This window comes from Desulfotignum phosphitoxidans DSM 13687 (assembly GCF_000350545.1).
Lineage (GTDB): Bacteria > Desulfobacterota > Desulfobacteria > Desulfobacterales > Desulfobacteraceae > Desulfotignum > Desulfotignum phosphitoxidans.
The window spans coordinates 162,490-187,876 of sequence record NZ_APJX01000009.1; the positions used below are offsets into that span (position 1 = coordinate 162,490).

Sequence of the window (25,387 nt, forward strand, 5' to 3'; positions counted from 1 at the left end):
CATAACCGGATCACTCTGGTTCAGGCACCGGCCCTGTCATGATCTTGAACCGGCCCATTGGAAGCAACGGTGCTCTGTGCATGTTCCGAGGAAATTTCCATCCTCGGATCCAGGTGCATGGCCACATCCGAAGTGGTTTCCATCATGACAAAATCCACCTGCTCATCCACCGGCACAATCCGCACGGATTCCCTGCGCCGCAGCAGCAGTGTCACCCCGGCATATACCCCGCTGACGGCGATCATGTAAAAATACAACCCATAAGGGGTCCCGGACAGGGTCATGACGGCGGCGGACAGAATCGGTCCGAATACGGCTCCGATGCCGTAAAACAACAGCAGCACGGAACTGACTTTGACCACATCCTGGGCATCGAAGATATCATGGGCCCGGGCCACGGCCACCGGATAAATGGAAAAAAAGATACCGCCGAAAAGCGTGGTGGTCCCCAGAAGAAATCCCAGGGAATGCTGGAAGGAAATCAGGATCACCAGGGATATCATCGCCAGTATAATGCCCAGAAACGGCAGCACCAGGGATCGATCCAGGCGGTCTGAAATCAGTCCCACCGGCCACTGAAGCATGAGTCCGCCAAACACGGTCAGGGTCATGAACCAGGAAATCTGGCCCACGCTCAACTGAATCTGGTGGGCAAACACCGGCCCCATGGTGTAAAAAGCGCTGTGCAGAAGCCCGGAACCAAAGCAGCCCAGCATGCTGATGGGTGCTTTTCTCAAAATGGTTTTCAATGCTTTTTGCTGGACCTTAGGCAGCTTCGGGTGAATGGACCGGGTCATGGCCACGGGTACGGTGCTCAGCACCACAAACACCCCTGCCACCAGAAACAGGGTCTGGCTGCGGACATCGCCCACGTTCAGCAGCTGCTGCCCCACTGTGCTGCCCATATAGGTCACGATCATGTAGATGGAAAAAATGCGCCCCCGGAATTTGGGCTCAGCACACTCATTGAGCCAGCTCTCAATCACCATGAACAGCCCCATGTTGGACACCCCGGCCACAAACCGCAGCCCGGCCCACAGCAGGGGAGACGTATAAAATCCATGCACCATCACCACGGCGGCGGTGACGGCGGTGAACGCGGCAAAAGCCCGGATATGCCCCACATTTTGAATTATTTTCCGGCAATAGGAGGTGCCGGCCACCAGTCCCACAAAATAGGAACTGAGTACCAGTCCGGTCACCTGGGTAGACACCCCTTCCAGAGAAAGCCGGAACCCCAGAAACGTATTTAACAGTCCCAGCCCCATCATCATCAGTACCACTGAAGAATACAGTGCAATGAACGGTCTTATATTGGCATACATGACAAATGCCTCCTGTCAGGCAACAAGTGTATCTTAAAACAAAAGCCGGGAATAATAAAGCAACCTGTCGCCCGGGTCAAGTCTTTTTCCGGATCAGGACCTGAACCGCGAGATATCCATGTCCAGGCGCCGGATGATCTTCTGGATGGACGCCCTTTCCAGGCCGCTGATGCGTGCGGTTTCTGAAATATTTCCCCGGGTGTGTTCAAACAGCCGGGTCAGATAGGTGCGGGAAAAAATATCCAGGGCCTGTTTTTTGGCGGTTTTATAGGGGACCGGTTCATTCGGTGAAACCATGTCAGCGGCGGGATCGCCATGCCCTCCCATCAGGCGGATCAATGCACTGTCAATAGGGCCGCCGTTGGAAAACACCACCAGACGCCGGACCATGTTCAACAGTTCCCGGACATTTCCGGGCCAGGGCTGGGAGGACAACCAGGCCATGGCGGCCGGTTCGATTTCCATGGGGTCCATGTTCATCTCCCGGCAGGTTTGGATCATGAAACACCGCACCAGTCTCGGGATATCCTCCTGCCGTTCCCGCAGGGGCGGTACATGAATGGACAGAACATTGAGCCGGTAGTACAGGTCTTCTCTGAAGATTTTGTTTTGAATCCGGGTGGGCAGGTCCTGGTTGGTCAAGGCGATAATCCGCACATCCGCAGTCCTGGAACGGCTGGAACCCACCGGTTTGACCTCTCTGTCCTGGAGAAATTTCAACAGTTTGGCCTGGATGGGCAGACTGATGTCACCGATTTCATCCAGGATCAGAGTGCCTTTGTCCGCAGCCATGAAAAATCCGTCCCGGTTCCGTTCCGCCCCGGTAAACGCCCCTTTGACATGGCCGAACAGCTCACTTTCCAAAAGCGGTTCAGGGATGGCCGGACAGTTCAGGGCATGGCACTCAGATGCACTGCGCCGGGACAACCGATGAATTTCTCTGGCCACAAACTCCTTGCCGCTGCCGGATTCTCCCGTGACCAGCACCGTGTAATCGGTCACGGCCATGGCACTTATTTTTTCCTGAACCTGGCTCATGGCCCGGCTTTCCCATTTCTGATCCGTTGTGTTCAACCCGGAAACCAGCGACTTCAGGCGTTGATTCTCCCGGGCCAGGGCATAGTGCTGAACGGCCCGTTCCACCGTATGAAACAGGGCCTGGCGCTCCACCGGCTTGGTAATAAAATCCCAGGCCCCGGTTTTCAGGGACTGAACCGCGTTTTCCACGGTGGCAAACCCGGTGATCATGATCACGCAGACATATGGATTTTGCGCCAGAACCCGGGTCAGAAGTTCATGGCCGGACATGCCGGGCATACGTAAATCCGACAGCAGCACCCCGATCTCTTTTTCCTGAAACGCGGCCAGGGCCGCCTCGCCGGAAGAAAATCCCAGAATGTCATATGTGTGAAACTGTTTTTCCAGGTGCCGGATAATGCCTTTTAAAAAATCAGTGTCATCATCCACCACGCCGATGCAAAACGGGTTCATGTCTTTTTCCTGTCAAAAGGTTCCGTGCCTGAAGAAACCGTTGGTAAATAGATGTCAAACCGGGTTTGCTCTCCGGTATCCACCACAATGCGGCCATTGAGTTCTGACACAAACCCGTAAACAATGGAAAGACCGAGTCCGGTGCCTTTGCCCACTTCCTTTGTGGTGTAGAACGGATCAAAAATCCGTTGTTTAACGATGTCAGGGATGCCCGGGCCGTTGTCTGCAATACGCAACCGCACCTGGCTGGATTCTGCCGGTTTTGTCTCAATGGTAATGGTGTCTCCGCTTTCCTGGAGTGCATCCACGGCATTGAGCCAGAGATTGGTCAGAATCTGTTCCAGAATGGTCCCGTCACATGCCACCCGGGGCAGATTGTCTGACAGGCAGGTGTCAATGTGAATATTTCTGGACACGGCCTGGGCCTTGAACACCTCGATTCCCTGGGACACCACCTGGTTCAGGTCACAGGTCCCGGAGATGGGTTTTTTGGGCCGGGACAGGGCCAGCAGATCCTGAACCACCTTCTGGGCCGCCCGGGTATGTTTGGAGATGATATCGATATCAGACACGATCTCCTTGTCCGTCACCGCATCCCGCACCAGGTCGGTGTAGCACTGGATGACCCCCAAAGGATTGTTGATTTCATGGGCCACGCCTGCGGCCAGCTTTCCAATGGCGCCCAACCGCTCGGCCTGGTGCATCCGCTCCATCATCTGTTTTTCCTGGGTGATGTTTCTGGCATAAAGCACCATCTGCAGCCGGGCCTGGTCCCGGCGGGGCAGCGGATACAGATCAATGTCAAAATACCGGTCATCATGGGTGTAAATTTCCTCGCTCACGGACTGCCCGGTGCGGGCCACATGGTTCAGTATGCTGCTGTCTTCATTGTTGGACACATGGGTACACAAAAATGCCCGCAATGCCGATTCCTGCGCCGCTTTTTTGCCCGGCCCCAGAATGTCGTGGCCGGCCCGGTTGGTAATGATGATACGGCAATCCTCATCAATGAGCAGCAATGGATCACTGATGCCTTCAAAAACAGACTGAAGCATGTCATGCTGGGACCGGATGCTGGAAAACACATGGATGTTTTCAATCAGCACGGCCACTTGCTGGCCTAAGGCCAGAAGCACGTCTGTATCCAGTTCTTCCGGGTCTGGTGTGTGTTTCCAGACAAGCCTTAGAATGCCCCAATGGCTTTCCAGTGATTTCACGGGAATAAAAAGCGTCCGGTCAAGAAACAGCACCTCATTTTTCCACACCAGGTCACGGGCTTTGAGGGGCAGTTCCGGCTTTTCTTCACGGGGTTTCCAGGCATAATATGTTTCTGATAACACCATGCAGTGATACACGACATCTTCCGCCTTGTATCGCCTTCCCACACTTTCAAGCAGGGCCGACACCAGCTGCCGGACTGTCAAGGCTCCGTTGAATCCGTTGATCAGATCCACAAACAGCCGCACATCTCCCAGATGTTTTCTGGCTTTCAGATCCAGTTCCAGGGTCCGGCCCTCCACCATTTTTTCCAGATTCTGGGTGTGATCCTCCAGTTTTGTGCGGGCATCGGACAGGCATACGGCCAGTTCATCCACCCCTTCGATCAGACCTTCGATCTCATCTTTCTGGGCCAGCTTCTGAATGATGCCCTGTTCCGCTTCTCCGGAAAACCGGGTTTTGAAAATCCGGGACAGGTCCTGTAAATTTTTCATGACCAGCCGGTCAAAAAACAGACTGATCAAACCGGCAAAAAAGAAGATTCCCAGCAAATACAGCATCAGATACTGCAAGGTCAGTTCTTTGGCCGGGCTTTTGATCATGGCTACCGGGAACCCGGCCACCACCACCCCGCCGACTTCACCTTCCGTGTGGAAAAATCCATTCGTATCTCCGTAGATATCCACAAGTTCTCCCGGCGCGTCTTCAGGATCTCCGTGACAGTTCAGGCACGATGCCCTGAAGGCTACTGGCCGGGCCACCAGGCGATAGTCTTCTCCTTTGACCTGTGTGGTATTTTCCCAGATTCCGGCCCCGGGGTTTTCATTGAAATACCGGATCAATCCGGATTCAAAGGCATTGGGTTCAGATACCGGGTTTCTGGCGTTTAACGCCACTCGTCGGTAGTGGTAATGGGAAGCATCCTTGAGGTTGAGCCGGTCCATCACCTCTCTGGATATATAAGAGGAGGACATGGCTTTAAGAACAAACCGCCCTTCGGGAAGCGTAGCGAACATTTCCGGCCGGAGCTCGGTTTTCACATAATCCTGAACTGCATCAGACTGGGCCAGCAGCATCTGGGACCGCTGACTGATCTCCGATTCCATGATGGAATTGATATGAAAATACATGATCAGGCTGATGCACACCCCTAAAGACAGGATGGACACCACCAGACCGGTGATGAATTTAAATCTCAAATTAAACGTTCGGGACGGCATGGGCATTCTCCAGGTCAATTCAACCGTGAAAACATAAAGAATACTGCCCGAAATTGCAAGCAGATCCGGGGGTGCCTCCCCAGGGATACACAAGCGGCAACTTCAGTTTCCAATTTCAGGGCGGGCATGCAGGCTCTGTTTTGCCTTAACTATCTGTATTAAAATAATTTTATTTATTTATTCTTTGGCGGCACACCTTTTGCTCTTCAGGTGGACCTGACAGAGACCCGAGTTGGTACATTTAATTTTTTTATTACTTTTAATTAAATTGACAAGGAGGAAACCAAATGGCGGATAATACGGAAATTGTCCGAGATGTGGGTAAATGGGAATGGTCGGAAATGTGGAAAAAAGAAGACTGGTGGGCCATCTGGCTGGGTTTTTTTATTCTCATCGCCGGCATGGTAATCTATTTTCCCCATGCCGGCGAGTTGAAATCCAAACTTCAGGCAGTGGAAGCGCAGTACAGCCGGGAAGCCAACCGGACAGATGCCTTCAAAACCGTGGCCTGGTATCAGCTGTCTGATGCCAAGTCCAAAGTAAAGGCCACCAGCACGCCTGCCGGCAAATGGCTGAAAACCTTTTCTGCCAAAACCAAAGGCTGGGCTGCCAATCCCGTGGAAGCATTTTATCTGTCCCAGGAAAAAGCAGATGCCAGAAAAGCCAAAGCCATGGAAAAATATGATGCCGCCAAAGCCGTGTCAGATCAGGCCCTGGCTGCAGCACTTGATGCAGAAAGAATGGCGGAAGCTGAAGGATTTGAGAGTGCGGCCCTGAATGCCAAAGCCAAACAGGCCATCCAGGACTGGCGGAATGCCCATTTGAAAACCAGCAAAGCCAAATCCAAGATGGACGCGGCCAAACCCTATAACCGGGTGGGATGGCTGATATTTCTGGGAATCTGTTTTGCCGCATTCTTTGGGGTGGGCATGAAAATCATGGGCAATTCGTTCAAGGAGTTCATGATCGCATTTGGTTTTATTTTTGCCATCAGCGTTCTGACCCATCTGGCAGCCAGCCAGGCCACCATGAAGCATTACGGGATCGGGTATGCCGCCTGGGCCATCTTTTTCGGTATGCTCATATCCAATACCGTTGGCACCCCAAAATGGGTGATGCCGGCCGTGCAGACCGAATTTTACATCAAAACCGGCCTGGTGCTGCTGGGCGCCAAAATCCTGTTTGAAAAAATCATCACCATCGGCACGGCCGGTATTTTTGTGGCCTGGGTCGTGACGCCTATTGTCTGGCTGGTGACCTACTGGGTGGGACAGAAAATCATCAAGATTCCGTCCAAACGCCTGAATGCCACCATTTGTTCAGACATGTCCGTGTGCGGGGTGTCGGCCGCCATTGCCACGGCATCCGCGTGCAAGGCCAAAAAAGAGGAACTCACCCTGGCCGTGGGCCTGTCTCTGGTTTTTACTTCCGTCATGATGATCGTGATGCCGGCGATCATCCACGGATTTTTCCCGGCGGACAAGGTGGAAATTTTAGGCGGCGCCTGGATGGGCGGCACCATTGACGCCACGGGCGCCGTGGCGGCAGCCGGTGCGTTTTTAGGAGAAAAAGCCCTGAACGTGGCCGCCACCATTAAGATGATCCAGAATGTGCTCATCGGTGTGATGGCTTTTTGTGTGGCCGTATATTTCACCACCAAAGTGGAAGCCGAAGAAACCGGAAATAAAGTCGGTGTCATGGAAATCTGGTACCGGTTCCCCAAATTCGTCCTGGGATTCATGGCCGCATCCGTGATTTTTTCCATGATTTACAGTTCATTCAACAGCCAGATCAGCGGTCTGGGCAGCACCATGATCGACCAGGGTGCCATCAAGGGCATGAGCGACCTGTTCCGGGGATGGTTTTTTACCCTGTCGTTTGTCAGTATCGGTCTGGCCACCAATTTCAGGGAACTGAAAGAACATTTTTCAGGCGGCAAACCATTGATTCTCTATGTGTTCGGCCAGAGTTTCAACCTGTGTCTGACCCTGATCATGGCGTATATCGTGTTTTATCTGATATTCCCGAAACTGACGGCCACCATTTAATCCATCACCCATAGACAACCTAAGGAAAATATCATGGAACCGGAAAAAATACATTCCCGTAAAAAAGGCTGGCTCATCATCGGCTTAACGTTTTTTTGCCTGTGGGGGTTTGCCACGGTGGTCGGCCCCTGGGGAGAAAAACACATCCCGGTGTTCAATCGGATCGTGGAAGTGATCAAGGCCAGGGACATCGACTCCGGTGCGTATTTTTATACGGAAATCGAGGCATCCTACAGTGCTGAGCGGGAACTTCAGGGCGGGATCAAATTACAGACGCCCGATGATTTCGGATTCACCCCGTCATTTATACTGGGAATTGTCATCAGCCTGACCATCCTGATCATCGGTTTCAAAACACTTCCTTCAGATTGATACACATTGCCCTGTATCTGGATTTTGTGATTCAGATACAGGGCGTTTTAAATTTTAAATACAATTTATTACATTATTGTTTATACAAAAAACACTATTTATATACAATAATGCAATAAACTATCTGCAAATTTTCAGCAAAATAATTATATCAATAGATCATTTCTGCAATTTATTCCATAAATTCAAATAAGTTATATCATCAGGTCCGAATATTTTCTGGTTTTGGCATATGATTTGCTCAATGCAGGGGCAAGTATTCAAACATTGCACCACACAACCAGATAACGAAAGGATGCACCATGGGACTGAAATACTGCCTGATGACGATCACTTTGCTGCTGACAAGCACGGTTTCTGTTTTTGCGGCCGACGGGACCATTGATACCGGAGACACGGCATGGATTATCATGTCCACGGCCCTGGTCATGATGATGACCCCGGCCGGTCTGGCCCTGTTTTACGGCGGCATGTCCCGGTACAAGAAATGGATACACCGCATGGGGGCGTTGGATTTTGCCGGCGGCAATGTGGTACACATCAATGCCGGGGTGTCCGGTCTGGTACTGGCCCTGGTCTTAGGCAAGCGCAACGGATACGGCAAAGAACCCATGATCCCGTCGTCTGTGGCATTCACCGCCCTGGGCGCGGCCCTGCTCTGGTTCGGATGGTTCGGATTCAATGCCGGCAGTGAGCTGGCCGCCGACGGGGTGGCGGCTTCCGCGTTTCTGGTCACCAACACGGCCGCGGCATTGGCCGGTCTGACCTGGCTGTGCCTGGAATGGAAAATCAGCGGCAAACCCACCCTCCTGGGCATGGCATCCGGTGTGATTGCCGGGCTGGTAGCCATTACCCCGGCCGCCGGATTCGTCACCCTGTCCGGATCTTTGATTATCGGCCTGGTATCCGGGGCCGTGGGATTTTACGGCGTGGTCTTTCTCAAGAAAAAACTGGGGTATGACGATTCTTTAGACGCATTCGGCATCCACGGTCTGTGCGGCATGTGGGGGGCCCTGGCCACGGGGCTGTTCGCCGCTCCGTCTGTCACTGAAGGCGCCAGGGGTCTGTTTTACGGCAATCCCGGCCAGGTCTGGATCCAGGTGGTATCCATCATCGCCACCATCGCCTTTTCCGCTGTGGCCACCCTGATCGTGGTGTATGTCACCAAACTGATCTGCGGCGGGCTCCGGGTGGACGGCCAGGATGAGCGGACCGGCCTGGACAGTGCCCTGCACGGGGAGCGGGCCTTTGAAATTGAATAACAAAAAGGGCCGGTGTCATACTCAGAAAGTGGCAGCCAGTTCCCGGGCCTCGGCAATGCAGTACATCAGATGCCGGGGGGATTTGGCATCGCCGATGACATGAAACCGGGCGGCGGATGTTTTTTCAAAAGATCTTGCCGCCCGCACGGCTTCGAATTTCTCTGAAATCACCACAGTGTCAAACCCGGACAGGGTCTGCTTTTCCCCCTTGGATGAGAAGATCACCCCGTCCGGGGTAAAGCCCTGAATGGAAACCTGTTTGTACAAGGTGACACCCCCTTTTTTCAGTCGCTCCCGCAGATAGTACCGGTCATTGGAGGACATCTCCTCGGCAAAGCTTTTTTTCCGGTTCAGCACTGCCACGGTTTTGCCCTGGTCCGCCAGAAAATCCGCCACAATCAGGCCGGCCATGCCACCGCCCAGGACCATCACCTTTTCTCCAGCCGTTTCCGTGCCCGCCATCACATCCACTCCGGTGACCAGGTGCATGGACGTGGTGAACAAGCCCTTGATCACCGGCATCTGGGGCATTGACCCGGTTGCCAGGACCACATGATCCGGAGAGATTTCCATGAGCAGATCCTGTGTCAGCGGGGTCTGGTACCGGACGGGAATGTCCAGGCGGGCCAGCTCCCGGTCAAAAAATTGAAGAATATCTTTCAGCTCTCCCCGTCCCGGGGCCCTGGCTGCCAGACCCAGCAGCCCGCCGGGACCCTCCCCCTGTTCACAGATCACCACGTCATGCCCGGCCAGGGCGCATTCCCGGGCCGCAGCCAGGCCGGCCGGACCGGCCCCGGCCACCAGAATCCGCACCCGGGGCTTGTCTATAGACCCGGCCGATTCGCCGGCGGTTTCCCCGGATGCCATGAGATACTCTCGGCCCACATCCGGATTCACCACACACCCCCCGGGTTCCTTGGCTAAAACCGCATGGATACATCCCAGGCAGCACCCCACACAGGGCCGGATCTCTTGGATGCGTCCGGTCCGGGCTTTTTCCGGGTAATGGGGGTCCGCCAGAAACGAGCGTCCCAGGGCCACCATATCGGCCTGACCCCGGGCAATGATCTGCTCCGCATGGACCGGGTCCTTGATCCGCCCCACCGTGATCACGGGAATGCCCACCACCTGTTTCACGGCTTCAGCCAGGTGCACGAAACAGCCCTGGGGGGTGTACATGGAAGGAATGGTCAACTCCGTAGAGCCGTACACCCCGGCGGACACATGCACATAGGCGACACCGGCGGCTTCCAGCAGCGGCGCCAGGGTCAGGGCATCGGTGAGTTCCCATCCGTTTTCCATGTAATCATTGCCGTTGATACGGATACCCACGGGAAAATCCTCTCCGGCCCTGGCCCGGATATCAGCCAGGATCTCAAACAGAAATCGGGTCCGGTTTTCAAAACTGCCGCCGTATTCATCCGTGCGGATGTTGGCATTGGGGGACATGAACTGGTTGATGAGATACCCATGGGCCCCGTGGATCTCCACAAAATCAAATCCCGCGTCTCTGCACCGCCTTGCCGCATCCCCGAAGCAGGCCACCAGGTGCCGGATCTCCGCCACGGTCAATGCCCGGACCTCGCCTTTTACCACGGCCGGAGCCGGAATCGGGGACGGGGCCACTTTTTCCGGCAGATAAGACTGTCGTCCCCCGTGCATGAGCTGGACCCCGAACCGGGTCCCGAAGGGCCGAACCTGATCCACCATGCGTTTGAGTGCGGGAATACAGCCGTCCTCATACATCTGGGGCAGATCCGGCAGTTCCTGGCCCCCGGGGTGGACACTGCCGCCCCCCACGAGCATCATGCCGGCCCCGCCTCTGGCCCGTTCCACAAAATAGGCCATGAGCTGGTCGGTCACATGACAATTGTCATCCACCCCGAAATTAATGCTCATGGCAGACATCATCAACCGGTTTTTCACTGTGAGATTCCCGATGCGGATCGGGCTGAACAGATGGGACAACATGGATAGTGACGCTCCTTTCAGTCGGTTTTTCGTGAAAAATCATCGAGCAGCGACTGCACCAGCACGGCAAATGCCAGCTCCGCTTTTTTGTCTTTGATCCGTTTCCGGCCTTTGACTGCTTTGAAATACCGGGCACAGACCTGGCGCTGGGCCGGGGTCAGGCCCGTGACAATCCCCTGTTTTTTAACCGTGTCCTCAGTGACGCCGGTCATGGTTTTTGCATCCCGCCGGCCATGGGGCCGGTTGATGATATGGCTGTAATAGATCAATGCCCGGTCCAGAAGGATATACAGAAACTGGGGATTTTCATTGGGACCCACCTGGATCCGGTCGCCTCCCAGACGGATGCCGGCAGGGCTTTTGTCTGCCACCCGGCGGCCTCCCATGATGGCTGATCCCGCCCCCAGAATCCCGCCGATGGCAGTGAACAGGCCAAAGGTCAGGCCATGGGCCGCCGTGTCCACCATGGCGCCCACAGATCCGCCGACAACCGCACCGGCTGCCGCCAGCTGTGTTCGGGTCAGCCCCAGCAAATCCCAGGTTTTTTTGGAAAACAGATCATGCTGAAGCACGGAATACTCAGGCAGAGATACTTGATACACCCGGTGTTTGAACAAGGTGCGGATATGGTGAAACAGTGATTTTTCAATATCTCTGATCTGGTCTTGATACGCCCGGGCCAGGGTTTCCTGTGCCATGACCGGATCTTTGCTGTCATGGACGCTCTGGGATACAGAACACCGGAGGCTTTTTTCAATGGCATAGGTGATATACGCGCTGGCCAGGCGGTTGCGCTTTTCCCATTCCGCTTGAAATGCCTGAATCACTCCGGCCAGTACGGGTTCCCATTCCTGATCAATGGATTTAAGGCTTTCCAGCATGGCGATGCGGTCATGAAAATTGGCCGTGTTGGCATTGAACACCCGGATGCTGTTGAAATGTTTTCCAAATTCCCGGCGCCAGTCCTGAGTATAATCTTTATCCATGTGCTTGGAATTGATGATGGCCATGCGGGGCCGGCCCGTGAGCCGCAGGATCTCCATTTCCGCCAGGTCATCGGTCCGCACGGGCCGGGACCCGTTCACCACATAGATAATGCCCGCCCCCCGGGCCACGGGGCGGAACAGTTCCACCTCATCGGCAAAAAACGGATCCGATTCATGGGCTGCAATGAATTCATCCAGGATTTGCCCGGGATCTTTGTCATAGGCGTTGAACCAGGCCAGGGTCTGTCTGGGCACCTGAAACCCCGGAGTATCCACAAACCGGATGATTTTTTGATCATCGATTGTCACGGTGTAGGTCCGGCACACCGTGGTCTCCCCGGGCACGGGACTGACCCGGATCTGATCATTTTCGGTCAGTGTGGACACCACGGCGGACTTGCCTTCATTGGGATGCCCGAGCACGGCAAATGCGGGAATATCTGAACTCATGGCCGAATCCTTTCCACCAGCATATCCGGGTGTCCCAGCTTCAGAATGCAATCCTGCCACACCTTTGCATCCACATCCCTGTCCGCCACACCCAGATTTTCCTCCTCCGGGGCCTGGGTCAGAAGCACCCACAGGTTTTTATCCTGCAACACCCCCTGCTTGAGCTGAACCAGGTAATAAAGAATGCCCCGGATCGGGGGCTGCCACACCTCCTGGAGAAAAATAATGGGATCCGCCCCATCCAGCACATCCGGTCCCAGCACAAGAGCATCCGCATCCAGGTCCTGATCGATGGGAATCACCTGGCGGACATCCAGAAAAAACTGTCGGGCCAGCAGATTGGCCACACGGGCTGTGGCTGCCTGATCCCAGGCCGGGCCGGGTGCCAGAACCACGGCCGGGGTGCCGATGGATGCCGGAGTTGCCGGGGTTGCCGGGGTTGCCGGGGCAATTTCCTGTTCGCCCGGTTGCCGCGCCGGATGCGGATTCGCATCCGCCGGTTCTGAAGAAAGGTCTTTGACCGGCCCCCTGGCCCCAGACATTTTTTTTGCCTCCGGATGGTGATGCCGGGCGGCCGTATTTTCTTCCAATCCGATATCCATGACCGGTGATTTCATGCGCACAATCAGGCGCCGGAACCGGGGCTGGTGAAAGTCAAACCGGTTCAGCACCGTTCTGTGGCCCAGGATGGCCCCGCCGATGATCAGCAGGCGGGGAATCACGGCGTAACATACCATGCTCATGCATAAAAACGGCCACCAGGATGTCAGATGTTCCGTGGCCAGCGCGGCAATGCCCTGTTTTAGAATGATGCGGGTGCCTTCCACCTGTGCCGGCGTCGGACCGGCCAGGGATTCGGGCATCCAGGCCGCCCAGGGCAGAGACACCAGGGACACCAGGTCATGGACGGCAGACGGCGTGGCCGCTAAAGTGGACTGCCATCCGAACGCCACATCGCTGAATGTCACCCGGAACAAGGTGCCGCCCAAAGCACCTGCAGAGAAAAAAAGAGCAAACAAAGACACCAGCATCACCAGAGGCCAGAAAAAAAGGGCCTGGTATTCCCGCTTTTTTGTACGGATGAATAAAATTCCCTCGTCCAGCCGGGAAGGTTCCGGATCCGATGACTCTGTTTTCACTTTCATCCGCACCCGCTTGAGCATCGAGGGCACCATATCAAACAACACCCTGGACACCACAGTGGAAAACGTCCCGGGGCCGGACCGCCGAAACGGCTGGATCACCAGACCGGCCACAAAAAAAAGAAAAAAAACAGCCGGTACCAGTACAAACACGAAAAAAAACAGCGCCACATTCACGGGCCGGACCCCGTGGTAGGCCAGAAATCCATACGCCAGTGCCAGGCCGGACAGCCCCCCGGCCAATGCCAGTACCCGGGCCGTCCAGGCAAACATTTGGTTGAATACCTGTCCCGGCAGCCGGTGATATCCTTTGGGGCCTGCCTGATCAAAATACAATATTCTGCGATAGGACAGCCAGGCTTCAACCAGAGCGTTATCCGTCATTTTTGCCCCGTCTGTCTGCCGGAAAATATCCCGGTCCCGGGCCGCCGCCTTTAAACCAGCCGCCCGGGACCCGGGATGGTCATCCAGGGTCAGCAGGTAATCCAGGTCCATGATGTCGGAAAGTCGAAGGGTCATACAGCGTGTGTATCAGATCCTTTAATTTTTCACAATTGTCTTTGGCATCTTCCGGAAAAACCGATGCAGCCGATCATTCCATATGCCGGGCCACCAAGTTTACCATGGCCCCGTAAGGTCTCGCCCCCACCAGTTTTTCCGTTCCCATGACCAGGGTGGGCACCACCAAAATCTCCTGGTGCTTTGCCAGTTGCCAGTCCGCATCCACGGCATCTGAAAACAGGCGGTCATCAATGACCGTTTCTGCGGCCGCTGAATCCAGGCCGGCCGTCTCAGCCAGATCCATGAGCACGGTTTTTTGGCTCAAATTTTGGTCATCCACAAAACCGGCCTGAAAAGCGGCATTATGAAACGCATGGCCTTTCCCCAGGCTCTGGGCCCAGAGCCCTACTTCCTGGGCCAGGCGGGTGTTGTAGATATGGTACCGGTCGCCCATGGGAAGTCCGAGATCGGCAGCGGTTTTTTTCAGGCGGGTCATGACCTGATAAATATCCACATCCTGTCCTTTTTGCCGGAACAGCTCAGCCAGGGTCATTCCCTGTTCCGGAATTTCCGGATTTAACGGATACGCCCGCCAGATGACCTGTATATCAAATTTGTGCTCAAGTTTTTCAATACGCCCGGTAATGAAATAGCACCAGGGTCAATTGTAGTCGGAAAATATATTCAATGCCGGTTTTTGAACCATTTTTTCTCCTTGCTTTCAGTTGCATTATTTATTTAAGCATTTAAAAATAATCATCAATTTTTCATTTGCAAAACTTTTCAACAATGATAAAGGGGTGACATGAAAACCTATGGCAAAATCCTTTTGACCACGCTTCCTCTGGTCATTATTTCGCTCTGGGTTGTCGTGGAAACCACATATTATTTTTCCCGGGCCGCGCTGGTGGATTTGGGCGAAACCTGGCTGGATACCCGGCTGTCGGAAGCACAGGTCATTGTCTCATCCCAGGAAAAAATGCTCCGGGATTACGGGCTGTCGGAAATTCCGGCCAGTATCACCAAAGCGAAGATGGACTCGATGGCGGGAATTGCCGATATCGGCGTGGGAAAACAGGGATTCATCTGTATCGTCACCCGAAAAGGCCGGATGGTGTTTCATCCGGACAACCAGCAAATCAATACCTGGATAGACGACACGGCCTGGTTCAGGGAGCTTTTGAACGGGGCCCTACGGCTGCAAATGCAAATGGGCGGGCAAACCGTGCTGGCCAGGTTCACCTATTTTCAACCCTGGGACTGGTATCTTCTGGCCGTGGACCCCATGCAGGAAATATACGGGGTGGCCGACCGCATGCGGCCTTTTCTGTATGCCATGGCCATGATTGCAGCGGTGATCATTTCTTTGGCCCTGATGCTGATGACCCGGCGGTTGACCCGTCCTCTGAAGGATCTGGTCCGGGGGGCGGACCGCATCGGCAAAGGCGATCTGGATACCCGGATTCCGGTCCAGTCCAAAGATGAGTTCGGGCACCTGGCCACCAAATTCAATGAAATGACGATTCAGCTCCAGGAAACGCTCACAGCCTTGAAACAGTCCCACCAGGAACTGGAAAACCGGGTGGCGGAACGAACAAAAAACCTGACCTTGATGAATCAGGCATTGAACAACGAAGTGCTCGTGAGAAAACAGAAAGAACAGGAACTCAAAAAAGCCAACCAGGCCAAAAATGAATTTTTAGCCAACATGAGCCACGAGATACGAACACCGATCAATTCGGTTATCGGCTTCAGTGAAGTGCTGTCTGCCATGGTGTCGGATTCCCAGCAGAAAAATTATCTTCAGGCCGTGATCACGGCGGGCAGACATCTGCTGGCCTTGATCACGGATATGCTGGATCTGTCCAAAATCGAGGCGGGGAAAATCGCCATCCATGTGACCCCCGTATCCTTACCCACCTTGTTTCAAGAAATTCATGACCTGTTCAAGGTCAAATTGTCCCGGAAACATCTGACATTTTCCATTCATCTGGACGACCTTCTGCCCAGGTACCTGCTGTTAGACGAAATGCGCCTTCGCCAGGTGCTGACCAATCTGGTGGGAAATGCGTTTAAATTCACGGAAAGCGGACAGATCCGCTTGTCAGCAAAAATTCTGAACCGCCCGTCCACTGACACCGTGGACCTGATGATCCGGGTCCGGGATACGGGAATCGGCATTTCCAAAGACCAGCAGGCGTTAATTTTCGAATCTTTTGAACAAGGGCATAAGGATATTACCAGAAAATACGGGGGCACGGGTCTGGGACTGGCCATCAGCCGGCAGCTGGTGGAACTGATGAAAGGCCGCATCCAGGTGGACAGCCGGCCGGGCATTGGCAGCTGCTTTGAAATTGTTCTGCCCGGCGTGATCATCAGCCGAACCGGGAAACAGACACAAAAGGCTTTTGATACTGTTTCCCTGAAAATGGACCGATCCGCCCCTGAGCCCGTGCTGTCCGAATCCCTGATTCAGCAGGCCATAAACCGGCATCCCGACCTGAAACATCAGATGTTTGCCACCATTTTTCCTTTGCTGCCCGGAACCCAGGACGGGGTGAAAATGTCGGATGCCCAAACCATTGCCGATCATTTTATCTCGTTGGGCCGTGAGTTTGATCTGAACGCCTTCACGCAGTTCGGACAGAATCTGTCTGATGATGTCCAGGCATTTGACGTGGAAAATATCGCCCCGTCCCTGGCCCGGATTGCCGTCCTTTTCCAGCGGATTCAGGAAAACTGACCCCGGCTTGAATTCACCGGCCCGGAAAAATCAGAGACCGCAGCCATCCGAACAGGGTATTGCCCTTGAGAGCCGCTTTTTCCGAAGCTTCCAGAAACCGGGTCATCTGGGCCGTATCATGGTACCGGTCTTTGCGGGTAATCATTTTTTTGTCAGGATCCAGATGGCGGATGATTTTGGCGGGATTGCCCGCAGCAATGACATTGGCCGGAATATCTGACGTCACGACACTGCCGGCACCCACAATACTGTTTTCACCGATGCAAACCCCTTTGCACACAATGGCGGAATCACCGATCCACACATTTTTTTCCAGCACCACACGGTGGGTTTCTTTGGGGGTCAGGGACCGGTCATAAATGCCGTGCCAGTCCGAATCCGTGATATAGGCATGGCTGGCCAGCATGCAGGAATCGCCGATGGTGATGCTGTTGGCCGCACTGATCCGCACCCCCGGGGAAATGAGCACATGGTCCCCGATGGTGATGCCCGGGATCTCTTTTTGGTCCGACCACACGGTCAGCCTTGTTTTCTTGTCTGAACATCCCAGCAGGGTCACATGGGAGCCGATGCGGATGGGCCCGCCGAACAGTTCAATGTACCAGGGCTTGATGATGAAGGCATGATCGCCTAAGCCGGTCAGCTGGGGCACCAGGTAATGGCGGACATACAGATGCTGAAGCCGGTACCAGGCCTGCTTGATGTACCAGGGCCGGAAATCGTGTAACATGTCAGATCCCCTTGAACACAAACCCCTGCCATTTGTCATGGCAGAACAGGCCGGCCCCCGGGGTCAGATCATACAGCGCATCCGCCGCCATCAGGGCCACGGCATTGGTCCAGGAAATTTTTTCCTCGGGCCAGATCACCATGTCCGGATACGTATAGCCGCACCAGAACGTCTTGTCTTCATACACCCGGTCCTGGATCCAGGAAAACACGATCCGGGCTTTTTCTCGGTTGCCCATGGCATGCAGGGTCAGCACCAGTTCACAGGTTTCCGCAATGGTCACCCAGGGCTGATCCGACACACACCGGGCCCCCTGGCCGTCAATCATGTATTTTTGCCAGTATTTTTCCACCCGGGTTCGGGCTTTTTCCCCCTGGATCGCCCCGCACAGGATGGGATAGAACCAGTACATGGAAAACCGGGACTTGCTCACATTGTAACTGTGCAGGTTTTGCCTCAGAGAGCGCCCCAGCCGGTCCCATGCATCTTCCCAGGCCGGCCGGGGCCGGCCCAGGATCCGGCTGATACCCAGGGCGCACTTCAGACTCATGAAAACAGAAGAAGATCCGGCCAGCAGAGACATGGGATCGATTTTTCCTTCCGGGTTCCGGGCCCAGTAGATCTCCCCCGTGGGAACCTGAAGTCCCAGTGCATAATCAACCCCTTTTTCCATGGTGTCCCAGAAATCTTCCAGCCATGACCGGTCTTGGGTGATCAGGTATGCGTGAAACAGGCCCACCGCAAGATAACAAGCCATATGGGCCTGGCAGGTGCGGTCTTCGGGAACGTCGTTCACATAAGCGGAAAACCAGGATCCGTCCGGATTCTGATGCTGCCCAAGCCACCCTAAGGCCCGGCGGGCTTCGTTGGGATACCCGGCAATATTGAGTCCCATTACGGATTCCACCAGGTCCCAGGGGTCTGTTTTGCCGTCAGCATGCCAGGGAATGTCTCCGGACGGCTGCTGGAGCTTGAGAATCAAACCGGCAACTGAAGCAATATTCAGGATTGAGAATGCGTGAATCTTTACGGGTATCCGGGACATTAAAGAATCTCCATATTTTATATAGAATTGTAATACCTGACAAAAAATAAACGCTTCAGCCTATCAGAAGCTAATTTTTTTTTCAAGATCCATCCCCCCATTCAGGGATGAATTATAATTCATTTATTTGATTTTCCCTGCCGACGGAATACGCCCGGAACTCACACGTCCATATTGATACCCTAACAATTTGAAATTGAATGTGATTATGTCCCATTATCCGGAAAATAATTTTCCTTGACAACCCCGGTGAATTTCTGTTAATCAAAAATGAATACTCATTCATAATATAAAATTTGAATCACGAATACTCACCCTTTTATCAGGAGGACATCATGGCAAGAAAAATCAGACAGGCCGCAGTCATCGGATCCGGGATCATGGGAGGCGGTATTGCCGCACTTCTGGCCGGTGCCGGTGTAAAGGTACTGCTTTTGGACATTGTTCCATTTGATCTGAAAGACGAAGAGAAAAACGACCCCGCAGCCCGGAACCGGATCGTCAAAGCCGGACTGGATGCGGCACTGGCATCATCCCCCTCATTGTTTTTCAACAAAAAGGATGCCGGCCTGATCGCCATCGGCAACCTGGAAGATGACATTGACAAACTGGCAGACTGCGACTGGATCGTGGAAGTGGTGGTGGAACGGCTGGATATCAAACGCAATCTGTTCGAAAAAGTGGCAAAGATCCGGAAACCCGGATCCATTGTGAGCACCAACACCTCGGGCATTCCGCTCCAGGACATCACGGAAGGATTTTCTGACGAATTCAAGCAGCACTTCATGGGCACCCATTTTTTCAACCCCGTGCGGTACATGCATCTGCTGGAACTGATTCCGGGCAAAGAGACCCTGCCCGAAGTCCTGGATTTCATTTCAAAATTCGGCGAGAAAAACTTAGGCAAAGGCATAGTCTGGGCCAAGGACACCCCCAACTTTGTGGGCAACCGCATCGGGATCCAGGGCATCAGCGCGGCCATGCGGTTCATGCAGGAAGACGGACTCACCGTGCCGGAGGTGGATGCCATTTTCGGCCCGGCCATGGGACGGCCCAAAACCGCCATCTTCAAGACCACGGACCTGGTGGGCCTGGACATCATGATGCATGTGGCCCAAAACTCCTATGACCTGTGCAAAGATGACGAGCAGCGGGACATCATGCAGCTGCCGGACTTTGTGGAAAAAATGGCGAAAAAAAACCTGTTGGGCAACAAGACCAAGGCCGGGTTCTACAAAACCGACCTCACCCCGGAATGGAAAAAAATCCGCAAGGTGCTGAACCTGAAAACTCTGGAATACGAAGACCTGGAACGGCCATCGTTTCCCTGCCTGGATGCGGCCAAAAAAGCCGGCACCCTGACCGAAAAAATCAACTGTGTGCTCAAAGCCGATGACAAAGCCGGCAAATTTGCCTGGAAACTGGCAGCCAACAGTTTTCAGTATGCAGCCAACCGGATTCCGGAAATTGCCGACACCGTTGTTGAAATCGACAATGCCATGAAATGGGGCTACAACTTTGAGATGGGTCCCTTTGAACAATGGGATGCCTATGGTGTGGCCGATGCCGTGGAACGTATGGCCAAAGACGGCCTGGAAATCCCGGCCAATGTGAAAGCCATGCTGGATGCGGGAAACACCTGTTTTTACAAGCTGGAAAACGGGGTCCGGTATTTTTATGACTTTGCTTCCGCCGGTTACAAACCCGTGCCCGTGCCGGAATCCCTGGTGTCCATTGCCGCAGCCAAAGGCAATAACAAGACAGCCATGGAAAATGCATCCGCATCCCTGGTGGATATCGGAGACGGGGTGTTCTGTCTGGAATTCCATACCAAAATGAATGCCATCAATGAACAGATCGTGGATTTCATTGCCGAAAGCCTGGACTATGTGGATAAAAACGGCGTGGGCATGGTCATCGGCAACGAAGCCGGCGGCATGCCGGGCGCGTTTTCCGCAGGCGCGGACTTAGGCTTTATCTCCAAACTGTGCCACGACAAAAAATACGCGGAAATCGATGCATTTCTGAAAAAAGCCCAGGACGGGATCCAGGCCTCCAGATATGCCCCCTTCCCCGTGGTGGCAGCCCCTTACGGCATGACTCTGGGCGGCGGGTGTGAAACCTGCCTGGGCGCGGACCGCATCGTGGCCCATTCCGAGCTGTACATGGGGCTGGTGGAAATCGGTGTGGGTCTTTTGCCCGCCGGCGGCGGCACCATGAACCTGTGGAAAAAACATGTGAATGCCCTGCCCGGAAAAACAGTCAAAGACGTGGACCTGGCCAAGATCTTTGTGGCAGCATTCATGAAAATCGGCATGGCTGCAGTGTCCATGTCCGCGGCCCAGGCCGTGGGCAACGGATTTCTGGGACAGGCGGACCGCATCGTTTTCAACCGGGACACCCTGGTGGGCGAAGCCAAAAAAGAGGTCTTGAGAATGGTGGATGACGGGTATGCCCCGCCCATGAAACAACCGTTGAAAGTGTTCGGCGATGCCGGCCAGGGCATGGTGAACGCAGAACTCTACAACATGCGCAACGGCAATTTCATGAGCGATCATGATGCATTCCTGGCCAAGCGGATTGCCTATGTCATGAGCGGCGGTGATGTCAATGTGGGATCCGAGGTCAGTGAAGACACCATCCTGAAACTGGAAAGAGACGCATTCGTGGATTTCTGTAAAGAAGAAAAAACCGTTGCCCGGATCGACCACATGCTCAAAACCGGCAAACCGCTCAGAAATTAGAAGGAGGAGATACCAATGAAAGACGCATATATTGTCCAATCGGTCCGGACCCCGGGCTGCAAGCAGAAAAGAGGCCTGTTCAACCAGACCCGGCCTGAAGAGCTCATCACCTTTATCATGAAGCAGGCCGTGGAAAAAACCCCGAACCTCACCCCGGATCATCTGGATGATGTGATGATCGGATGTGCCTTTCCCGAAGGGGAACAGGGCCTGAACATCGGCCGGGTGGCCGTTAAAATGGCCGGATTTCCGGACAAAGTTTCCGGTGCCACAGTGAACCGGTTCTGCGCCTCGGGCCTGGAAGCCATTGCCCTGGCCTCCATGCGGGTCCAGATGGGCTGGTCCGATGTCACCATGGGCGCGGGTCTGGAATCCATGACCTATGTCCCCATGGGCGGCAACAATCCCCGGCCCCATCCGGAATATTCCCGCACCAACCCGGAAATGTACGTGTCCATGGGCATCACGGCGGAAAACGTGGCGGAACGGTACAACATTTCCCGGCAGGACCAGGATACGTTTGCCGCAGCATCCCAGGCCAAGGCAGCCAGAGCCCGGGACAACGGCCTGTTCACGGAAATCGTGCCCACCCCGGCCATCAAATACGTGAAACAGGATGACGGGACCTACAAAAAAGAAACCTTCATTGTCAAACATGATGACGGGATCCGGGAATCCACACCCGAAGGCTTAGGCAAACTGCGCACCGTGTTCAAGGCCAACGGCTCGGTCACGGCAGGCAACTCCTCACAGACCACGGACGGGGCCGCCGCCACCATCATCGCATCCAAGGAAAAATGCGAAGAACTGGGCCTGACCCCCATTGCCCGTCTGGTATCCTATGCCACCATCGGGTGCAAATCCGATGAAATGGGCGTGGGACCCAGATACGCCATTCCCAAAGTCCTGGAACAGGCCGGTCTGACCATTGACGACATCGATATCTATGAAATCAATGAAGCCTTTGCCTCCCAGGCCCTGTACTGCATCCGGGAACTGGACCTGGAAAAGTACATGGACAGGATCAACATCCACGGCGGCGCCATTGCCCTGGGCCATCCCCTGGGATGCACCGGCGCCAAGCTCACGGCCACCTGCCTGGCCAACCTCAAAGAGGTCAACGGCAAATACGGCATCGTGTCCATGTGCATCGGCGGCGGCATGGGCGCAGCCGCCATATTCGAGCGCCTCTGATCCAGCATTTTTTAACAACATAGCATAAGCAGTTACCGGCCGGGGTTCCAAGATTTTTGGAACCCCGGCTTTTTTTTTGAAAGTTTGCATTCAAAGAGAAAAGTCATGCATATCAGGTATTTTACCCTGTTGCATTTTTAATTCCCCTTTACTATACAGGAATGCAGTGTTGTATCCCCATCGGTTTCAACCCCTGTAACCGACAGAGCGGAGCTATTTATTTCTCATGCCATTATTCAACAATGATAATATCCCATTGATAAACAAGGATGTCCGGCGCATGCAACGGCTGCGTTTGCAACGTTTCGCAATGGCTTTGGCCACATACACAATAGTGATCCTGGCGACATTTCTGGCTACACGTCTTGGCCTTGGGGAGATGAACGGCGCGCAGTGGGCAACGTATATAGGGTTTGCACTGTTTGGCAACGGCATCTTTTTAGTTTTGTTTTACACAAACGCGAATTTGCGCTTTTCAGATCCATCGCTGACACGGGAACAGATCGTCTATTCTTCCTTATGGGGTATGATTGTTCTGTACTTTTTGCCAGAGGCACGGCCGATTGTGTTGATGTTTTACCTGCCCGCCTTCAGTTTTGGTATGCTGGGGCTGACGCGGCGACAGTTTTTTGGTGTAGAAGCCAGCGTGCTGGGGTTTTACGCAGTACTCCTGGGCTTGGAGTATTTCCAGTATGGCCAGGGGTTCAATATACAATACCAGCTGTTCCTTTTCATTCTGTTCGGTATTTTGCTGACCTGGTTTGCCTTTTTCGGTGGATTTGTCTCAGATCTCAAGCGTCGATTGCGGTTACAAAAAGAAAAAATCAAAATGGAAATGGAAGAACGCAAAATCGCCCAGATCGAAAAAGAAAAACTGATCATTGAGCTAAAACATGCACTACGCAAGGTTAAAACGCTGAGCGGGTTGCTCCCTATTTGCGCATCATGCAAAAAAATACGTGACGATCAAGGCTATTGGAATCAAATCGAATCCTATATCCAAATCCGTTCAGATGCTGAATTCAGCCACAGTATTTGTCCGGATTGTGCAAAAAAATTATATCCAGATCTTGATATATACAATGAAGATGAGTGATGCTGGTGGGACAAACCATCAGGGTCGAACAAGCGCCTGTGTCGGTTTTCCCACTGCATACGGCGTTTTGCGGCGGCAGCCTTCACCGAAGCGTATGGTGCCGTTCTTTAATACATTACCATTCAGGGAAAATGCCAGTATTGGCAAATTCCCTTCCATGAGAAGGCTTTTGTCAAGGACAAATTCGTTCACGAATTATCCTTTCCCTCCATCCAACAAGTCTCGACCGTCACGCTTCCATCCGCACTCTTTTGTGGGGCTGCCATTTGCCCCGGTGCATGTTAATATCCGTGGGCAGGAGCTGCTATCTAAATGACGCAATCGTTGCACGTCAGCGGCGACTGACTGTTGCAAGGAAATTTTCGCAGTCTCCTGGATGAGACGTTGGAAACCTTTATCAAATTGTCCCATATCCCTCTTGATCTTTTTACCAGCAATGATATCATTTTTTTTGCCGGCTCGGAGGATAGGGCAATGCTTGGAAGCAACCCGAGCGCCGCAGCTGGTGACGAAGGCATGAGGGCAGGTACACCGCGACTGTACCTGTCCCTCCCTCATGCTTTTGTCCTCAAAGCGATAAACTCCCGGGGGGTACAGGGGGTCTGGCCCCCGTTAAAATCGGGTTATCGTTCCCTTAAAACTATTCATGCTTCAGCTATTGAACCCTTTGTTAAATTTGGTGATAATCATCTTCAGGCCGCTTTTTTGTTCATGCCATAAAACGGTTGATATTTATCTTGGGTCACCCACAGTCGATGTAGCAGCACAGACAGTTTCCGAGCCACTGCAACCACCGCCCGTTTCTTGGCGTTTTTGCCTCCCCGGGCGGCAATCGACATCCCATGCAGGCGCAGGTTACTCTCCGGCCCAAACGGCCCCATAATATACTGGGCGCTTCCCACCAGTAATTGGCGCAGGTAAGTATTCCCTGCCTTGGTAATGGGAAGCTGTTTGTCAGTATCTCCGGATTGATCCCGCCGGGGTGTCAGCCCTAAAAATGGTCCCACTTGACGGCTTTTGGCAAAGCGTGCAGGATCTTCCAGGGTCAACACAAAACACAGCGCGGTGATCGGACCGACACCGGCTACCTGACGTAGATATTGCGTTTCCGGATACCGTTCCATACTCAGCTGCTCAATCTGAAGATCAAGCGCCTTTATCTGTTCGTTCAAATGAAAGAGGGTTTGAAACACAGCATCCAAAGCAGATCGAAGCTCAGGGGGCACAAGGGGTTCACATTTTTTGGCAAAACTCGCTGTACTGCATTTGGGCAAACGCTCTCCATTGGTCTTGACAAGCCCTCGGATATGGTTGATCAGCTGGGTGCGGCTCTTGACCAGCATATCACGGGACTTGATTGATGAAAGGTCTGCTTGTGCCTGGCTGTTGCGGTGTTTCAACGGATGTAATAACCGGGGTTCTATCCGACAGACCATCCCCAATATCCGAGCATCACGGGCATCGGATTTATCAACACTGTCCCAAATCAATCTTAATTTGCGAGGGTTGCCAACATAGACAGTCAACCCCATTTCTCCCAGCAGACGGCTGATCCACGGAGAATGAGTGCCCGCCTCCATGGCCACCCTGGCGTGTTTGTAACGCTGAAAGAATTTGCTGACACCGGCCTTTGTATTGGTCACCTGGGCAGTCTCCAGTTCGTTGCCCTCACCGTCAAATACCACTGCTATGTGAAATTTGTCTCCCAAATCGATTCCAATTGTGATAGTATTTTTCATGGCTGGTCCCTCCTTAATCTTTGCAGCCCTTTGGGTGACTGCGTTAAAAATTTAGCGTGATTATATCACAGCTCGTCGGAGGGATCAGCCTTCTCATATTATCTAAATGG

General features: G+C 53.6%; 18 protein-coding genes and 1 pseudogene. 8 read left to right on the top strand and 11 right to left on the bottom strand.

The annotated features are described in order from the left end of the window. Positions 1-20: 20 nt before the first annotated feature. From DPO_RS18210 to DPO_RS18220, 3 genes are all read right to left on the bottom strand, one after another. A complete protein-coding gene (locus DPO_RS18210; RefSeq protein ID WP_006967751.1) occupies positions 21-1,325 on the bottom strand; it encodes an MFS transporter in 1,305 nt (434 codons plus the stop codon). Between the two features lie 93 nt (positions 1,326-1,418). Then, positions 1,419-2,816: a sigma-54-dependent transcriptional regulator gene (locus tag DPO_RS18215; protein ID WP_006967753.1), complete on the bottom strand. Its 1,398-nt coding sequence runs from the start codon at positions 2,814-2,816 to the stop codon at positions 1,419-1,421. Further along, positions 2,813-5,254: a c-type heme family protein gene (locus DPO_RS18220; protein WP_006967755.1), complete on the bottom strand. Its 2,442-nt coding sequence runs from the start codon at positions 5,252-5,254 to the stop codon at positions 2,813-2,815. Before DPO_RS18220 ends, DPO_RS18215 begins: the two co-directional genes overlap by 4 nt. 287 nt (positions 5,255-5,541) lie before the next feature. Here DPO_RS18220 and DPO_RS18225 point away from each other — a divergent pair, with 287 nt between their 5' ends. The 3 genes from DPO_RS18225 (at position 5,542) to DPO_RS18235 (ending at position 8,936) form a co-directional block, all read left to right on the top strand. Further along, on the top strand, positions 5,542-7,302 hold the full coding sequence (locus DPO_RS18225; protein WP_006967757.1) for a YeiH family protein: 1,761 nt from the start codon (positions 5,542-5,544) through the stop codon (positions 7,300-7,302). Positions 7,303-7,335: 33 nt separating this feature from the next. Then, complete coding sequence (locus DPO_RS18230) at positions 7,336-7,674, top strand: hypothetical protein (protein WP_006967758.1); 339 nt, start codon at positions 7,336-7,338, stop codon at positions 7,672-7,674. 302 nt (positions 7,675-7,976) lie between these two features. Further along, a complete protein-coding gene (locus tag DPO_RS18235; protein WP_006967760.1) occupies positions 7,977-8,936 on the top strand; it encodes an ammonium transporter in 960 nt (319 codons plus the stop codon). A 21-nt stretch (positions 8,937-8,957) separates the two neighbouring features. Here DPO_RS18235 and DPO_RS18240 read toward each other — a convergent pair whose 3' ends face one another. The 4 genes and pseudogenes from DPO_RS18240 to DPO_RS18255 form a co-directional block, all read right to left on the bottom strand. Next, entirely contained in the window at positions 8,958-10,907 is a 1,950-nt protein-coding gene (locus tag DPO_RS18240) for an oxidoreductase (RefSeq protein ID WP_006967762.1), read from the bottom strand. A gap of 17 nt (positions 10,908-10,924) precedes the next feature. Then, entirely contained in the window at positions 10,925-12,343 is a 1,419-nt protein-coding gene (locus DPO_RS18245; RefSeq protein WP_006967764.1) for a GTPase/DUF3482 domain-containing protein, read from the bottom strand. Continuing rightward, on the bottom strand, positions 12,340-14,004 hold the full coding sequence (locus DPO_RS18250; protein ID WP_006967765.1) for a DUF2868 domain-containing protein: 1,665 nt from the start codon (positions 14,002-14,004) through the stop codon (positions 12,340-12,342). The genes DPO_RS18245 and DPO_RS18250 overlap by 4 nt, the downstream gene beginning before the upstream one ends. 73 nt (positions 14,005-14,077) lie before the next feature. Then, positions 14,078-14,635 (bottom strand): annotated as a pseudogene (locus DPO_RS18255) (DsbA family oxidoreductase); the annotation flags it as partial. A gap of 156 nt (positions 14,636-14,791) precedes the next feature. Between DPO_RS18255 and DPO_RS24125 the strand changes: the two are divergent. Then, the gene (locus DPO_RS24125; protein WP_006967767.1) at positions 14,792-16,729 is read left to right on the top strand and encodes an ATP-binding protein; all 1,938 of its coding nucleotides are present in this window, start codon (positions 14,792-14,794) and stop codon (positions 16,727-16,729) included. A gap of 13 nt (positions 16,730-16,742) precedes the next feature. Here DPO_RS24125 and DPO_RS18265 read toward each other — a convergent pair whose 3' ends face one another. Beyond that, the gene (locus tag DPO_RS18265) at positions 16,743-17,459 is read right to left on the bottom strand and encodes an acyltransferase (RefSeq protein WP_006967769.1); all 717 of its coding nucleotides are present in this window, start codon (positions 17,457-17,459) and stop codon (positions 16,743-16,745) included. Position 17,460: 1 nt separating this feature from the next. After that, positions 17,461-18,504, bottom strand: a complete 1,044-nt coding sequence (locus DPO_RS18270) for a prenyltransferase/squalene oxidase repeat-containing protein (protein WP_006967770.1) — start codon at positions 18,502-18,504, stop codon at positions 17,461-17,463. 335 nt (positions 18,505-18,839) lie between these two features. On the opposite strand from DPO_RS18270, the gene DPO_RS18275 reads away from it, so the two are divergent. From DPO_RS18275 to DPO_RS24130, 3 genes are all read left to right on the top strand, one after another. After that, complete coding sequence (locus DPO_RS18275; protein ID WP_006967772.1) at positions 18,840-21,248, top strand: 3-hydroxyacyl-CoA dehydrogenase/enoyl-CoA hydratase family protein; 2,409 nt, start codon at positions 18,840-18,842, stop codon at positions 21,246-21,248. A gap of 15 nt (positions 21,249-21,263) precedes the next feature. Beyond that, positions 21,264-22,442, top strand: a complete 1,179-nt coding sequence (locus DPO_RS18280; RefSeq protein WP_006967775.1) for a thiolase family protein — start codon at positions 21,264-21,266, stop codon at positions 22,440-22,442. 280 nt (positions 22,443-22,722) lie between these two features. Continuing rightward, on the top strand, positions 22,723-23,538 hold the full coding sequence (locus DPO_RS24130) for a hypothetical protein (protein WP_006967776.1): 816 nt from the start codon (positions 22,723-22,725) through the stop codon (positions 23,536-23,538). 18 nt (positions 23,539-23,556) lie between these two features. Here DPO_RS24130 and DPO_RS25570 read toward each other — a convergent pair whose 3' ends face one another. After that, a complete protein-coding gene (locus tag DPO_RS25570; protein WP_160166928.1) occupies positions 23,557-23,730 on the bottom strand; it encodes a hypothetical protein in 174 nt (57 codons plus the stop codon). 192 nt (positions 23,731-23,922) lie between these two features. Here DPO_RS25570 and DPO_RS18290 point away from each other — a divergent pair, with 192 nt between their 5' ends. Then, a complete protein-coding gene (locus tag DPO_RS18290) occupies positions 23,923-24,258 on the top strand; it encodes a hypothetical protein (RefSeq protein WP_040012054.1) in 336 nt (111 codons plus the stop codon). Here DPO_RS18290 and DPO_RS18295 read toward each other — a convergent pair. Beyond that, a complete protein-coding gene (locus DPO_RS18295) occupies positions 24,231-25,277 on the bottom strand; it encodes an IS110 family RNA-guided transposase (RefSeq protein ID WP_006967780.1) in 1,047 nt (348 codons plus the stop codon). The two genes, DPO_RS18290 and DPO_RS18295, sit on opposite strands and share 28 nt — an antisense overlap. Positions 25,278-25,387 lie beyond the last annotated feature (110 nt).